Origin of the sequence: Clostridioides sp. ES-S-0048-02 (assembly GCF_020658495.1) — a bacterium.
Lineage (GTDB): Bacteria > Bacillota > Clostridia > Peptostreptococcales > Peptostreptococcaceae > Clostridioides.
In genome coordinates this window covers 88,687-105,065 of the sequence record NZ_JACVWH010000009.1, presented here as the reverse complement: position 1 = coordinate 105,065, position 16,379 = coordinate 88,687, and the positions used below count along the sequence as shown (strand labels likewise).

General features: G+C 27.5%; 17 protein-coding genes. 1 reads left to right on the top strand and 16 read right to left on the bottom strand.

The window, feature by feature from the left end:
• Positions 1-138: 138 nt before the first annotated feature.
• From IC173_RS13105 to IC173_RS13050, 12 genes are all read right to left on the bottom strand, one after another.
• Complete coding sequence (locus IC173_RS13105) at positions 139-1,482, bottom strand: MATE family efflux transporter (protein ID WP_227855703.1); 1,344 nt, start codon at positions 1,480-1,482, stop codon at positions 139-141.
• 106 nt (positions 1,483-1,588) lie between these two features.
• Entirely contained in the window at positions 1,589-2,044 is a 456-nt protein-coding gene (locus IC173_RS13100; protein ID WP_227435888.1) for a MarR family winged helix-turn-helix transcriptional regulator, read from the bottom strand.
• 239 nt (positions 2,045-2,283) lie between these two features.
• Positions 2,284-3,510, bottom strand: a complete 1,227-nt coding sequence (locus IC173_RS13095; RefSeq protein ID WP_227483150.1) for an RtcB family protein — start codon at positions 3,508-3,510, stop codon at positions 2,284-2,286.
• Between the two features lie 244 nt (positions 3,511-3,754).
• On the bottom strand, positions 3,755-4,585 hold the full coding sequence (locus IC173_RS13090; RefSeq protein WP_227483151.1) for a class I SAM-dependent methyltransferase: 831 nt from the start codon (positions 4,583-4,585) through the stop codon (positions 3,755-3,757).
• Positions 4,586-4,936: 351 nt separating this feature from the next.
• Positions 4,937-5,839 carry a radical SAM protein gene (locus tag IC173_RS13085; RefSeq protein ID WP_227483152.1) on the bottom strand — a complete coding sequence of 301 codons (903 nt, stop codon included), beginning with the start codon at positions 5,837-5,839 and terminating at the stop codon, positions 4,937-4,939.
• A 49-nt stretch (positions 5,840-5,888) separates the two neighbouring features.
• The gene (locus IC173_RS13080) at positions 5,889-6,350 is read right to left on the bottom strand and encodes a pyrimidine dimer DNA glycosylase/endonuclease V (protein WP_227855702.1); all 462 of its coding nucleotides are present in this window, start codon (positions 6,348-6,350) and stop codon (positions 5,889-5,891) included.
• 51 nt (positions 6,351-6,401) lie between these two features.
• Entirely contained in the window at positions 6,402-6,857 is a 456-nt protein-coding gene (def, locus tag IC173_RS13075; protein WP_227435871.1) for a peptide deformylase, read from the bottom strand.
• The gene (locus IC173_RS13070; RefSeq protein ID WP_227483153.1) at positions 6,838-7,092 is read right to left on the bottom strand and encodes a helix-turn-helix transcriptional regulator; all 255 of its coding nucleotides are present in this window, start codon (positions 7,090-7,092) and stop codon (positions 6,838-6,840) included. Before IC173_RS13070 ends, def begins: the two co-directional genes overlap by 20 nt.
• Before the next feature lie 96 nt (positions 7,093-7,188).
• Positions 7,189-7,905: an ABC transporter permease gene (locus IC173_RS13065; protein ID WP_227855701.1), complete on the bottom strand. Its 717-nt coding sequence runs from the start codon at positions 7,903-7,905 to the stop codon at positions 7,189-7,191.
• Positions 7,902-8,585, bottom strand: coding sequence for an ABC transporter permease (locus IC173_RS13060; protein WP_227855700.1), 684 nt, complete (start codon positions 8,583-8,585; stop codon positions 7,902-7,904). Before IC173_RS13060 ends, IC173_RS13065 begins: the two co-directional genes overlap by 4 nt.
• A complete protein-coding gene (locus IC173_RS13055; RefSeq protein WP_227851050.1) occupies positions 8,582-9,442 on the bottom strand; it encodes an ABC transporter ATP-binding protein in 861 nt (286 codons plus the stop codon). The genes IC173_RS13060 and IC173_RS13055 overlap by 4 nt, the downstream gene beginning before the upstream one ends.
• Positions 9,443-9,555: 113 nt before the next feature.
• Positions 9,556-10,146, bottom strand: coding sequence for a TetR/AcrR family transcriptional regulator (locus IC173_RS13050; protein ID WP_227433255.1), 591 nt, complete (start codon positions 10,144-10,146; stop codon positions 9,556-9,558).
• Positions 10,147-10,422: 276 nt separating this feature from the next.
• Here IC173_RS13050 and IC173_RS13045 point away from each other — a divergent pair, with 276 nt between their 5' ends.
• Entirely contained in the window at positions 10,423-10,656 is a 234-nt protein-coding gene (locus IC173_RS13045; RefSeq protein WP_227433254.1) for an ATPase, read from the top strand.
• A 223-nt stretch (positions 10,657-10,879) separates the two neighbouring features.
• Here IC173_RS13045 and IC173_RS13040 read toward each other — a convergent pair whose 3' ends face one another.
• From IC173_RS13040 to IC173_RS13025, 4 genes are all read right to left on the bottom strand, one after another.
• On the bottom strand, positions 10,880-13,267 hold the full coding sequence (locus IC173_RS13040) for a cell wall-binding repeat-containing protein (RefSeq protein WP_227855699.1): 2,388 nt from the start codon (positions 13,265-13,267) through the stop codon (positions 10,880-10,882).
• Positions 13,268-13,460: 193 nt separating this feature from the next.
• Positions 13,461-14,216, bottom strand: coding sequence for an acyl-CoA dehydratase activase (locus tag IC173_RS13035; RefSeq protein ID WP_227433252.1), 756 nt, complete (start codon positions 14,214-14,216; stop codon positions 13,461-13,463).
• 21 nt (positions 14,217-14,237) lie between these two features.
• Positions 14,238-15,389, bottom strand: a complete 1,152-nt coding sequence (locus tag IC173_RS13030) for a double-cubane-cluster-containing anaerobic reductase (protein ID WP_227483213.1) — start codon at positions 15,387-15,389, stop codon at positions 14,238-14,240.
• Positions 15,390-15,587: 198 nt separating this feature from the next.
• A complete protein-coding gene (locus tag IC173_RS13025) occupies positions 15,588-16,325 on the bottom strand; it encodes an EcsC family protein (protein WP_227433250.1) in 738 nt (245 codons plus the stop codon).
• Between the last annotated feature and the right edge of the window lie 54 nt (positions 16,326-16,379).

The following is a 16,379-nucleotide window of genomic DNA, read 5'->3' as shown; positions in this document are numbered from 1 at the left end:
TTACTATTTCTTATGAATTTATATAATTCAATATCTTACTCTCGACAAGTATTTATTGAAATACAAAACTAGAATACTTCTTTATCAATATTTCAATAATATTTTCTTTTCTGATAAAATCTCTTCTATAAATCTCTTCTATACTAATTGTAGTGACTTTTCTTTAAACCACATTATGACAGTAATAATTGTTGCACATACATCTGCTACCAATTGAGTTGCAATAAGACCTTTCATCCCCCATAAATTTGTGAAGATCAACAGAAATGGAATGAACAGCAAACCTTGACGACATATACTTAGCATACCACCTTGTTTTGCCTTTCCAATTGCTAAAAAGTAATTTCCTATGACAATTTGAACCCCTAATGTCATAAATGAAATAGCATCAACAATTAAAGCAGTTCTTCCAATTTCCAATACTTTAACTGATTCTTGATTAAATATATAAATAAATTGCTTTGAAAATAAAATGCACAAAGTTCCAAACAATACATTTACAACAGTACTCCAATATATTGCTGTCTTAGTAGCTCTTTCAACTCTATCTATTTTTCCTGCACCATAGTTATATCCAATCAGAGGAGAATAACCTTTTAAAAAACCATATAAAGCATTTGATTCCAAAGACATAAGGCGATTAACAATTCCCATAGCTGCAATAGCAGCTTCTCCAAATGGTTTAGCAACAATATTAGTTAAACTCACTGCCCCACCAGTCAAAAATTGGAAGAAGCAAACTGGTAGACCGATTTTGAAAATCTCTGTGTAAATAGTACGCTTGATTTTAAAATAACTAAAAGAAATTTTCAAAAATGTATGCCCTTTTAAAATATAAAATCCATAAAATGAGGTAGAGACAAGTTGTGAAATTAATGTTGCAATAGCTGCACCAGAAACTCCCATATGACATCCAAATATTAAAACTGGGTCTAATATGAAGTTTGTTAATCCACCAAGCAACATAGCAGTCATACTAAATGAAGAACTCCCTTCTGCAACTATCATATTATTCATCATTATATTTAAAACATTGAATATAAGCCCCAAAATATATATCAAACCATATTCTCTTACATAATAAAGTGTGCTATCTGTTGCCCCTAAAATATTCATAAGAGGATTAAAAAATAATAGCATAATTGTAACCAAAACAGTGATTAAAAATATACCTGAAAAGAAAGCTATACTACTACAAGCCTTTACTTCCTCATATTCTTTTTTACCAAGAAGCCTTGAAATATAAGAACCTGCACCACTTCCAAAAAGCAATCCTATTCCAGTACCAACCATAGTTAATGGATATGCTAAGGATACTGCAGCAGTTTGCAGTGTCCCCAAACGACCTACAAAGAAAGCATCAACAATATTATATAATGCTGATACTATCATCCCCATCATAGTAGGCATTCCTAATTTTAACAGTGATTTCCTTACATCTTCTTTTTCTAAAAGATAGATTCTTTTTTGATTTCCATTCATATCAATCATCCTTTCAAATGTTTTGTTTCAATACAGTATAGTTACTAAACATATTTTCAAAAATAATTGCTACCCTCTACGATAGCAATTTTTTCACACACAGCTATTACTTTTCTTCTAATTTTTTATCAATACTTTCTTCAAAAGCAGAAAAATAACTCAACATATACTCATAAAAAGGCTCTGGCATATCATCTAACAGTTTTAGTGATTCATCATTAGTTTGCTTATGATATTCTTGATGAGCTTTATAATTTTTCATTCCATCATCTGTAAGGCTCAAAACTACTTCTGTATCAGAATCAGGAGATACTTTTTTTACTACAGTTCCTTTATCTACTAGTTTATAAATCATCTGAGAAGCTGCTCCTTTTGTAATACCCAAAACATCTGCAAGAGATGTAATGTTTATTCCAGGATTATCACCAACAGCTGATATTGTATGAATTTCTGATTTTGATAATAGAATCTCTGTTCCATAAGTTCGCTTTTTATCTTCCCACTGATTGTATTTGTGAATAATACGTTCCATCAATGTAATTAGTTTAGAATAATCTCTCATACTTTCACCTCTATTTGTTTAGTTTCATTACTGTTTAGTTACTATACATATTATATCTTTACTTATCAATTGTCAAGTTTCTCTTTAAGAAATATCCAAGGATTTATTTTCATAATTGAATGAATCCTTATTTCTGAACCTCCATATAAAAAAGGAGTACTATTTTTTGTACTCCTTTTTTATAAATTTTATTTTTTATATAGATTAAGATTACTATATTATCTTAATCTTCCAAATTGTTAATTTGACTTAAAATTATAAATTGGTTTCAATATATTAATTATGTCAACTGTTTCTCTTATATTTTCTACAATCTCATCAATTGGCTTATACGCTTGAGGTGCTTCATCAATGGTTTTAATATTTACACTCGTTGTAAATACATTTTTCATAGAATCTTCATAATCTTTCATATTTATACTTCTTTTGGCTTCTCCTCTTGAAAGTATACGTCCTGCTCCATGAGGTGCAGAATTAACCCAATCTAAATTTCCTTTTCCTACTCCCAAGATAACACCATCTCTCATATTTATAGGAATCAATAACTTTCTTCCTTCATACGATGCTATAGCTCCTTTTCTTAGTATTCTGTTTTCAATTTCTATATAATTATGTATAGTTTGAAAATGGTCTAAATCATTGAACTTAAGACCTATACATTCTTCAATTATTCTTTTAGCCATTGTATTTCTGTTTAGTTCAGCATATTTTTGTATAATATCCATATCATGAAGATAATCTTCCATCAATTTTCCTTCTAAATAGCATAAATCTTTTGGTATTTTAGGGGTAAAATTATGTTCTTCTTTAAGCGTTATCAATGCATCCTGAATTTCTTCTTCTCTATTTTCCTTTTTGTACTGCTCAACAAGTCTTTTACTGTCTTCATCAAAGCTATTGCTAATTCTGACATAGTAATCATAAGCTTTTTTTTGGTAGTATTTTGCTACCCTATTGCCAAGATTTCTACTACCAGAGTGTATTATTAAATATTTATTTTTTTCACTATCTTCATTTAACTCAATAAAATGATTTCCCCCTCCAAGGCTTCCAATAGCTCGATTATATTCCTCTGTAGCTTTTCCTATACCTTTTATACAATATAATGATTCTATCTCTTTTTTATAGTTTGCTTTACTATATTTATTTATATTAAATCCATGAGGTATTTTTTTTCTTATAAAATCATCTATCTGTTTCAAATTCAAATCAACTTTACCCAGATTTACACATATAACCCCACACCCTATATCTACTCCAACAAGATTTGGGACTATTTTATCTTGTATTGTCATTACAGTACCTATTACACAGCCAGAACCTGCATGACAATCTGGCATTATTCTTATCTTAGATTTTGTTGTAAATTCCTGATTACATAATTCTATTATTTGACTTATTGTTGTACTATCTACATTATCTGTAAATATTTTTGCTTTATTGTATTTTCCTTGAATCTCTAGCACTAATACCACATCCTTCTAAACTATATATTAATTTTAATATCATATTCTGTTAAAAAAATATATTCAAATAAATTTTATATAAAAAATAATAACAAAAATATTGCTTTTATTTTTATATAATCAAATTTATAATGTATTAAAAATAACATAAAAATGTCCATCTTTCAATATATATACTTTTCTTATGTGATATCATTGTAGATTTCAAGTTTTTATTCATTTAAATATATTCATTATTTTTTTACTATTTTTGTAAAACCAATCCCATAGTCATACTATCATCAGAATATGCTTCACCTTTGACATTATTAAAAATTTCAATAGATTTAAAGCCAATATCTTTAATTTCTCTAAAAAAACTCTCTTTTGAAAAGTATTTATTCCAAATATAAAATACATTTTCACTTCCTTCTGTTATAACAAGAGTTTGTTCTAATGTATTGTAATCACTATATTTGCAATTATCTTGTATACACATATATCTTTCACTACTCCAAAAGCCTCCATTTTCATTTATTTCCCATGTTTTAACTTCTTTAAAATCATCGTATTTATTTATTGTAAATACATCTAATATCAACTTTCCTCCAGGTTTTAAACTCTTGTAAATATTCTCCATCAATAGACTTCTGTTTTTAGTTGATAAAGCTCCATAATCACAATAAATTAAAGTAGCTATATCAAATTCTTCACTGTAATTCATATTTAAATAACTTTGAAATAAATATGTTATATTTAGATTTTTCTTTTCATTTCTACTTTGTGCATAATTAATAGAACGTTTTGAAAAATCAATTCCAGTTACTTTATAACCTTTCTGTGCAAATCTTTCTGAGTATAATCCTGGACCACATCCTAAATCGATTAAATTTGGATACTTATCTGGAGATGCAACTTTAACTATCCAATCTACAGAATCATTAATAAAGTCTAGACTTCTACTTGCTCCTTCAAAATCAACATCTAAATGTGCTTTTAATAACTGTTTTGAGATATATTCATCATCCCAAAAATTAACTTTACTTTCCTTATAAAGTTCTGGTTTTTCTAAATACATGCATAATTTGTTTAACAAAACATACCACTCCTTAAAATTTATTTATAAAATAAAAAAACCACAGATTTTACTCTGTGGTTTAACTTCAAAAAGATGAGTTTAAATAAGAGTAAAATAGAATCAAATATTTTTAAGCACAACAATAAAACTATCGCTTTATTTTGTTTACTTATTAAATTTGATTTTATTTACTCTTTTCCAGCAATACTTACATCAACGATTTTATGATATCAAGTACCCCGAACAACATCATCCTTTCATATTTTTATTTTATAGATGTATTGTATACTTACTATCTCTATTTGTCAATAAATTTCAGTTTAAATAATTTATAATATTAAATTAAAAAGTACACTATTGTATCTAAAATTAATCAAAAAAAGACAACTGAATATCGCTTGAATGTTTTAATTTTTCTTTCATTACTTTGTCATAACTACTTGATAAAGAATACTTATTTCTAAGTTGATTGACCATTTTATAAAGTTGGTTTTTATACTCTTTATTAGCTGAACCTGTACTGTACAATACTGATAATTTATCAAATAAATCAGGAAATTCTTTTTTAATGAATTCAAAAAAAACACCTCTAGTTATACCTCTTAAATACAGAGTTCCAGGTAGCACATAGTGTACATTACTTTCTTTTGCATATCTAAATAATGAATTTATGTTATCAAAATTATCTGTAATATAAGGTATGATTGGCATAATATGAAGACCAACTGAAGCGTTAGTTTTTCTAAATTCTTTTAACATTTCAAATCTTCTCATTGAATCTACTCCATTTGGCTCAATGAGCTTTTGTGTCTTTTCATCTACAGTCGTAATTGTAGATGCTATGTTAATATATGTAATTCTAGATAATTTATCAACCAAATCATAATCTCTTAAAATTAAATCCGATTTTGTAGAAATAATTGCTGGGGTTTTATATTTGATTAATAGATTCAATATTTCTGGCATAATTTTATACTCAGCTTCTATAGGTTGATAACTATCTGTCACTCCACCTATATTAATTACTTCTCGCTTCCACTTATTGCTACTCAATTGTTTCTCAAGCATTTCTACTATATTTGTTTTTACATAGATATCTTCAAAATAATTATTAGAATTAATATACTTATGTGAATAGATAGCATAACAATATTTACATGCATGTTCACATCCACGATAAATATTTAAATCCCATTTATATGGAATACTTCTTTTTAGTTTATTGCAAGCAGTTTCACAATTTATTGGAATATATTTTACTTTATTATACAAACAATCACCTCTTTACATCTAATAATATCATAATATTAAATTATAGTAATTAAAGTAAGTTATTACCATGCCATAATTCATAGTCATCATCGTATTTACAAAGTAATATATCCCATTCATTCATGGATATTCCTCCACACACTGCTTTTTCTTCTAAATTATATAGACATTGCTTTAAATATATTTCATTATGCCAATCTCTATATAAATTTTCTAAATTTAGATTATATACTACAGATACATCCATTGAGAAATTGTTATTGTTCCATTTTAGCATTTCTATAAACTTAGTTTCATTAGGTCTATAAGCCCTTTTTACCATTTCATCATGTACAACTTTAGCATAAAACTTAAATTCATCAATACTATAATTTAATACTTTATTTACTAATAGATGATTTGGAGTACCTTTTTTCTCTATAGAACCTTTTATAGCGAATAGTTCTCTCCATTGACTTACTAATTGATTTTTTGGTAATACATCAATCAAATCTTTATGCCATAATCTCATAATCTAACTCCTCACTATAAAATATTATCTAAATTTAGTACTTAAATTACCTTATAGTTTTACACGTTCAATAATTTTATCTGTAAAAACTATGCCATCCAAATGGTCTATCTCATGACAAAGACATTTTGCCATAAGTCCTGAACCTTTAATTATTATTTTCTCACCATTCTCATTTAAAGCTTGAACTGTAACTTTTTTAGGTCTTTTTAATTTTCCCCATACATCAGGAAAACTTAAACAACCTTCAACAACAATTTGCTCTCCTTCTTCTTTAATAATTTCAGGATTGACAAGTTTAATAAGTCCCTCTCCTAAATCTATAACAACTAAACGTTTTAATATTCCCACTTGGCATCCAGCTAAACCCCCACCATTTGGTGTATTGTACATGGTTTCTGCCATATCATTTAATAGGTCTCTTATCTTATTATCTACTTTTTCTACATTCTTACTCTTTTTTCTTAAAATTTCATCGTCAAAAGTTCTAATCTCTCTTAGAGCCATAATATTCCCCCCTACTTATCTGAGCTCTTGATTTTCTCTCACTTTGTTCAAATAAAAATATACTTTCTATTGGTTCATTAAAAACTCTTGAAATATCATATGCTAACCATATTGAAGGTTCATTTTTTCCAGTCTCTATAGCATTTATAGCCTGCCTAGATGTTCCGACTAATTCTCCTAGTTGTTCTTGCGTTAACCCCAATTTTTCTCTTAACACCTTGATTTTATTTTTCATATATACTCCATTCATGTAATGTTAACCTTACATTTAAACTGTAACATTTTCTAATTTTTATGTCAAGTCAACCTTACATTTATTTTGATAATCTATTTAACTAGATATTTTTTTATTGAATTTTTTAAGTAATAAAACAATCCAAATTAATGATACAATAAATGAGATAAAAATATATAGGTAGTTACTATCTTTAAATGCCTTTGCTAACCAAAATGATGGTAAGAAAAGTAAAATATATTGTATTTTATTTAAAATAAAAAATGGTGCTGGAATACCTAACAAAAAAAGTCCTGATAACTTTGTAAGTGCCATACCTTCTAATTTATTTGATGATAAAGAAATTATTAATATTGATATAATAATTCCCTGAGTCAAAGATACTAAAGAAATTGCCAAATTTAATAAAAAAGAAATTTTAGTTATCGAAAAAGTTAATAATAAAATTACTGTAATGGCAAAGGCTAATATAGCTGGTATTCCAAGTCTTGAAATAAGATAACCACTTTTTCCAATAGGAGTGATTATCAAATACTTTGAAATATTATCATCAATTTCTCCTAACATAACCATAGTAGAAGCAAAAAAGAACATAAAAGGTGTTATAAAAGCTAAAAGCAAGTCAAATACTAAAAAATATGGTTCTAAAGTTAATTTATAATAAGAACTATCAATTAATATATTTTGAATTAATGGTATTCCAAATTTTATAAGTCCTCCACATAATATTAGAGAAATACATACTACAAAAAGCATAGCATCACCTTTTATTTGCTCAAATTCTTGTCTAAAAGCATTAATAATTTTTATCATAACTTTATACCACCTACCTTTTTCCAAATACTACAAACAAAATAATATGTTATAAAGTAAACTATTATAGTCATCAATATTAAAATTAATATATCAGTTACTAAAGAATTTTTATCTCCACTAATAAGAGAAATACATATATTAAAAGGATACAAGTTGGTGAATACACTTAAATCCATCAATACATTAATTATTGGTGGCACAAAGCAGACAATCTCAATAGGAATAGTTAAAACAATAAATTGATTTAAACTTGATGCTCTACTTGCAAGTATAAGCCCAAGTAATGAAAATATTATGGATGCAAAGAAAGTTCCCATAATTACTATCAAAATATTATTTAAATTTGCTGTAATTGCAATTACCATAGATACAATACTAGATATTATTGACAATGAAATCACTTTTGATAAAATATATTCTGATATTTTTATGGGAGATACAGCTAGGGAATTTAAAACTCTTTGACTCTTCTCAAGAAGTACAATTGCTCCCATAAAAAATAGTCCCATTGCCGCTGGGTCAGAATAAATCATAATTATAGCTACCTTTTCTCTCAATAATGGTGGAAAGGCATTAAGCAAACAAATATATACAACACTTAAAGTAACATATAAAAAATAAAATCCATATTTAAATTGAAACTTTACATCTCCTAAGATAAGATTTTTTAATCTCATTGTAAATTCCTCCCTGTTATCTCAATAAAAATATCATTTAATGTCGGTTCACTGCTATGTATTGATAAGAGCTTATTTTCCTTAATAAGCATATTTAATTTTTTGTCATTACTAGTATCATTTAAAAAACATTCAGAAGTTTTTTCTTCATTATCAAAATCTTCATTATCAAAATATGTATATCTAATTTTAACAGCACCTTTTGACATAATAAGATTATGTGGTGTATCTAATGCAGATATTTTCCCATTTACAATGAATGCTACCCTATCACAAAGTTCTGTTGCATCCAACATATTATGAGTTGTTAAAATAATAGTTTTACCTTTAGATTTTTCTGACAAAATCATATTTTTCATAATCTTACTATTTGATGGGTCAAGTCCACTTGTTGGTTCATCTAAAAACAATATATCTGGATTATGTAATAAAGCTTTTATAAAATTTAGTCTTGATTTCATACCCTTTGAATATTCTGATATTTTTTTATTTGCTTCACTTTCTAATCCTACTGATTTTAGTAGTTCATCAATTGGTAATAATTTTTTAGAATATAAAGATCCAAAGTATTTTAAATTTTCTATTGCAGTTAATTTTTCATATAAACTAGGAAATTCAAAATCAACGCCTATATTCTCATAAAATTTATTTGAATGTTTTTTGCTTTCTATTCCATTTACAAATACACTTCCTTCATAATTGGTTATCATACCAATTAGAATTTTTTGTAACGTTGATTTACCTGCTCCAGATGGTCCTAAAAATCCTAGTATTTCTCCTTTCCCTACTTCAAAATTAATATTTTGTAAAAATTTTTTATTTGTATAACTAAATGATAAATTATCAACTTTAATCATTTTTATCCCGCCTTTTTATATATTTGACTATTTTAACTATATAGTCAATAAAAACCAATTTTTTTGTTTGTTAATACTTTTTAGTAAAAATATTAGCAAACAAGTTTAAAAATTTATTCCATAAGTTGTATAACTAGACCTCTTATCATCAATCTTAAAGCATCATCAAAGCAATTCTCACCAACTTCATGTTTGTATAACATAGTAAGAAATACTGCTCTAAACGCACCACTAAAGTTTTCTACACTTTTATTTTTTGCATTTGGAATATAAGATATCATCTTACTAATTTCAAAATCATCATGTTTAAAATGTTCTTCAATTATAGAATCTGGTAATTTTCGCATTAGTATTTCAAATTCTCCATTAATTAACAGATTTAAAATTGAAGTATCATCAACTAACTTATAAAATTTCATAAATATATCTGTCAACTGCTCATATGTAACACTGTCATCAAGTTTTTCTAATTCATATAACATTTGATTTTGTATTGAATCATGTATATCTCTCAATACTTCAAAAAAAAGTAATTCTTTAGATTGAAAAAACAGATAAAAAGTTCCTTTTGGAATATTTGCTCGTCTTACAAGCTCATCAACAGTAGTTTTTCTAATACCATATTGCTCAATGCACAAACTAGCTTCTTCTTTAAGTCTTTTAACTATGTATTCTCTTTCTTTATCAGAATATGATTTAGGCATCCTTTCACCTCCTATTTGACTAAATTAATCTTTACAGTCAATATAATTCATTTCCACTTTAATGTCAATAAATTTCTTAATTCCATTAAAAATCTTCGAAAATTCTGAATTTTATATAGCTTTTTTTATGCTATAATGTTATAATTAAAGTATAAATAATATATTATTCTATTTTCATATCTATTTGCTTATTTTTTAACTTAGTTTCTAATAGCAGTAATCATATTTATCTTTTTAAAAGTTCCATTTTTAATAAAAAATGAAGGAGTTGATTTTATGACTACTACTACAAAAAATCGTTTTTATGATTTTGTTCAAGAAAACTTAAATAAATATGTTGAAGTAAATTCTTATTTTAGCAGTTGCCCTTTATATGGGGAAATTATAGAAGCAGACAGCTTATCAATTACACTTTGTTCAAGATATATAGACGAATCTAATCCATCTTTAAACGAGACTTACACACTATATTTACCACTTAGCTCTATAATAGCTATTAGAACTATATAAAAAAGTTAATTAAATACAGGTTATTTTTATATAGGATGTAAGACTTTCTATATAAAAATAACCCTTTTCTATTTATACACTTAAAATATTAATACATATATTTAAAGCTGTAAATAGAATCTTACAATTATTGATTGTTTCAGTTATCAATAATTAAAATAACTATTTACAGCTTACATTTGACACTCTCTACTATAAATATATTAATCTACTAGTATCTATCTTATTTAGCACTTTTTAATTTTACTAACTCCTTAAAGGCGTTTTGATTTGCACCTCCACCAACTTGAGTTGCTTTTTCTAAAGTTTTATTTTTAAGAACATCTTTTTGACTATCAGCTAATTTATCACCAACCAAAATTACTGGTGACGCATTTTTTGCTCCTAAAGGGCCAACTGCTAATCCATCTATTAAATCATTTTGACTCTTGATTCCATTTTTAACTACATATGCATTTTTCAAAGTATCTTTTTTATAAAAATTATCTATTATCTTTGAATTTGTTTCGTCTCTGCTACTACCAGATAATCTAGTGGGATTTTTAAGTTTACTTTCCAAACTAGTTGATAAAGATACTGTACCGCCAATAATATAAGACTTCTCTATATTTAGTGAGTTTAAAAATTCATCTGCTCCTTGTAATTCGCTTTTTTCATTTGCAAGTATAATTGGAATATTATTTTCTGCTGCGGCTGCACCTACACTAATTGCATCAGCCAAACCTTTTACACCATTTACAACAGCTATTTGAGAAACATTTTTTATACTATTTAGTTTTTGAGCTAATAGCAAGCTTGTCTTATATCTGTCACTTCCTGATATTCTTTCAGTTGATATATTTAAGTTTTTTAATTGTTGTTCAGTTTCTTTACTTATGGAATTTTCTCCACCTATTAAGTATACTTTTTTTGCACCTAATCTCTGTATTTCAGCTTTAGTTTTTGAATTCAAAGCTTCCTTTTGTGTTAATAGTATTGGTGAATTGATAGCAGATGTAAAAGGAGTTGCTGCCAATGCATCCACTATTGAACTTCCATTTACTAAAACTACATTTTCTGAAGAACTAAAGCCATTTTGACTAACTTTAATGGCAGTTTCATATCTATCACTACCAATTAAAGATTCATTTGGGATACTTTCCCCAGAAGATTTTTCTGTAACAGCTTTTATAGTAAAGTTACATGGATAAAACTTGCTATCTCTATTTATATCATAGAATTTTCCAGTACTATCTATAATGTAACTTTCTCCTAAGTTTGCTTTTGCTTTAAACGTATCGTAACCTGGAACATTTGATTCTGAACCTATAGTTGATTCTCCACTTTTATCTTCTATGCTAACTACTATAGCACCTTTTCCTTCTGGTATATCAAAAGAATCGATTGGAACTGTTATGTATCCCGAATATTGTGTAGTGCCCTCTTTTAATTTTTTCATGTTATTTTCTTGAGGTATGCTATTTACTACTGGAGCATAATATATTTCATACTTAGCTCCTATACTCTCAGTTAAAAACATTACAGACTTTAGAGTCTCATCTCCCCTATTAAAGTCAAATACATTTGCAGCTGTTATCTTGTTTGAAATTAAAGGAACAATACTTGCATAGTCATGTTGATACATTTTTTCATCATCATTTGGTTTTTGACCTCCTCTGATTGAGAAATTATCTATATCAGACATAAGAGTCTTATCTTCATAAGATATCCAGAAGTATCCACGTTCAGAATTATAATCTCCCCAACTATTTTTTATTAGCCATGCACCATTTTTTGATGGTCTATTGCTTGAATTAAAGTTATCCTTAGAATAATTGTCATCCCAACCTACAACTGAAATAGCATGGTTAGTGTTAAAACTTTTTGTTGGACAATAATATGAATTTTGGTCTTCACTTTGATACCTAATATCTTCATAATAACCTGATGTTACTGCTCCATACTGTAATATAGCATTTTTTGTAGAGTTCATATCATTACTTACACATACAGCATCTGTTACATTAAAGACAGTTGGTGCTGTATTCATATTAGCTGGTTTTGTTGCTCCTTGTGCTTTAGATATTTTACCATTATATGGAATATCTTTTTCCAATTTAGGACCTGACCAAGATGTTAAGTATCCCATAGCTTCATAATTTAAAGCACCATCCATATCATTTACAGTCCATCCATATTCACCTTCTGAAGCCCACCATCTTAAATGTTCTTCTGATAAATCATAGTCTCCATAATTCTTCAATTTCAGGAAACTTTCTAAAGTTGCCATAGCTGCAAAGTCCCAGCATATTCCAAGATTTTCTTGATTTTTTATTGATGTCATTAATCCTAACTTTCTTGGGTCATAAGATGCTGGAGCTGTTCTTCCTTTGCTTTGAACTTTAGTACCTTCCAATTGATATGGATTTGGTATAATACCATTATATTTTTCTGTACGTCCATTTTTAGCATCTTCTAGATATTGTTTATAGGCCTCACTGTATTCAGCTTTTTTTATCTGATTCAATGTATTTCCATTTTCAGCTGACACAGGAATCGTTGACATTACTAAAATAGAAATTAAAAATAATGCAATAAACCTTGATGCTTTTCTTGAAGCAAACTTTTTCATACTTTCTCCCCCTAACTTCGAGCTAATTTTTAAAGATTTAATACTATATATGACTAAATATTGATTATTTCTAAATATATAATCATTTAAATCAATTATACCAAAGTTTTCCTTTAAAAATAAATAGAATAAAATAAAAAGCTGAAATTATCTTGGATAACTTCAACTTTTTATTTTATTATTTAAGATATTTTTATTTAAATCCAATTACTGCAGCTCCTAGAGCTCCCATTATCTGAGTATCTTCTGCAATAAATATTTTTTTATCTAATATTTCTTCTATCATTTTTACTAACACTTTACTCTTTGCAAGGCCTCCAGTAAATGCAATTTCATCTACTATTTCTCCTCTTGCTAGCATTGATGTTGACTTATTTGCAATAGATTTAAGTATTCCTGCTGCTACATCTCCAGTAGAAATATTTTGAGCTAAGAGACTTACTATTTCTGACTCTGCAAAAACTGTACACATACTAGATATATTAACTGGTTCATTTCCTTGAGCTAGTGTATCAATACTTTCTATATCACTCCCCAAAAGATTAGAAGTAATTTCTAAAAACCTACCAGTACCAGCAGCACACTTATCATTCATTATAAAATTAAATACATTTCCATCTCTATCTAAATTTATAACTTTACTATCTTGGCCACCTACATCTAAAATAGTCCTTACATTCTCATTTAAAAAGTAAACGCCTCTAGTGTGACACGTTATTTCTGTTACTTTCTTATCAGCAAAGTCCATTACTCCTCTGCCATAACCTGTGCCTACTACTTTTTTTATATCTTTTTTATCAATTCCATCGCTTAACAACTCATAAACTTGTTTAGATGTACTTTTAGGGCTCCATCCAGTTGGTATAATTATTTTTTTGACAATTTTTTGACCATCAAATAACACACCTTTTGTTGCTACTGACCCTGAGTCCACTCCTATACTAAACATAAACCCTCCTATTATTTACTCCTATAACATCTCCACAAACGCTTCAAATCTAGTTCTTAATTGTTCAGTGTCTGATTTTGAATAATCAGTTTCAAGAGACATAAATGGCTTATTTTTTTCTTTTGTAACAAATTCTCTTACTCTGTAACTTTCTATATTAAATGTATGACAGGCTTGTAAAACTACATCTATTACACCATCTACATTATATTCATCTATTATTCTATCTAATAGTTCAATTCTATGGTCATTGTTCATCATACAAGAGCAACCTATATTTATGTATTTTTGTGTTAAAGCATCATACACATCTTCATTTTCTTCATCAACTAATAAATCATTTGATCTTATAGCTCCACAAAGTTCATATGCAACAACTGATGCTCCAGCATCTTCTAAAGTTTTAACTATTTTTTCACTTATTCCACCAATTGGAGAACCTGTTATAAGAATTCTTGGTTTATCTTTTGTAATTGGACATTCTCCTTTTTCATATCTTTCTTTCATATCATCTATAACTTTTCTTAAAGATTGTTTAAGTTCAGCACGGTCAAATTTAAAACCTGCTTGATATAGAACATTATGAAGTTCAAGACCTGTAAGTGCAGATGGCTGTAATTTACCAAGTGCATAAAACTCTTTTAGAAGTTCTCTTTCTTCATTCTTATCTTTTATAGCAGCTCTTATATCATCTTCTGTTATAGTCACTCCTAAAGACTTTTCAACTTCATCTTTTAATTTTATCATTTCATCTTTCCAAAGCTTATAAGCAAACTCACCTTTTGCAGTATTTGGTAAATGCATTACATATGTTGGTTTAACCTTTGCAAGTTCTTCATACATTTTTTTCTTGCCATCACAGGTAGTTTCTCCTATTAATAAATCAGAAAAATAGAAATATGGACATGTATCTGTTATTGCATGTCCATAACTTGATTTTATTAAAGGACAAAGATTTCTTGGTAACACTTTTTCTGCATCTGGAATTGGTTCTTCACTAACTCCACAAACACCTACTACTGTTGCTCCTGCTGCCATTGGAATTTCAACTGGAGTAAATGTACAGAACACTCCAACCATTTTTTTCCCACTTTCTTTAAGTTCCTTTGCATTTATAAATCCTTTTTGTCTAGCTTCATTAAAACTATCAAATTGTTTTGGTAAATTTGCCATGAAAACATTCCTCCCAATTACTTCTCTTTATAATTCATTTTGTATTTTAAACAGTAAAACTTAAATATTTACATTAAAATACAAACCTCTACATTAGATTTTATCATGCTTTACCTTTCACTCATCATTGTTTTTATCAATGCAAATCAATATATATATAGATATATTTTATAGTCATTTTTAAAATTTTAACACTTATTAATTAAACTCTCTAATCCTCAATCTATAAGCAAATACTGCTGTTTCATGTAATTTATCAATTAATTTTCCATTCACATAAAATCCTACAAATGCTCCTATTCCAGGCATTAGTTGCAAAAATTTGGCTAAATCTAAATAGTCCCTGTATTCTTGCTGAAATGTTCTCCAATCAAAATCATTGATATCATTTGGTAAATTTTTTATATACTCATCCCAATTATCCATCAATTTAAATGTTGTATTTATATGAGATTGGCTAGAAAAGGCCAACTGCAATATATTTAGTATATAAATTCTTTCTCTATAGTCTTTGACATCATATCCATATATTGAAGCAACATCGTATAAAAATTTTATCTTAATACCTAAAAGTAGAGGAAAATCAGAAAGCCCTAAAAAAATCCCTCCAGCTCCTGTACCTGCTCCTTCAATCATTGCTGTAGTTTTATAATTTTTAGCCTTTTCATCAACTAGCTTTTCCCTTTCCTCTAAAGATATATTTCTAATTGGTGTCTTTGTCGCATATTTATATCCAAACAATACAGTTTTTGTCATTCCTTTTATTGAAGAAGTCATTATTTCATGGTATTTATCTGGCAAGACTCCATTGAATTTATTTTGTATACCTTTTGACGCCTTATCAAATATAGACGGTTTTTTTAATATATCTTTCTTCCATTGTTCTAATTCTTTTTTTGCTAATTCATTATAAGAAATCTCTTTATAATTTTTCAAATTTATCTCCTACTCTAAAATACAAATTTAATTAACTTACTTAATTGATTTAAA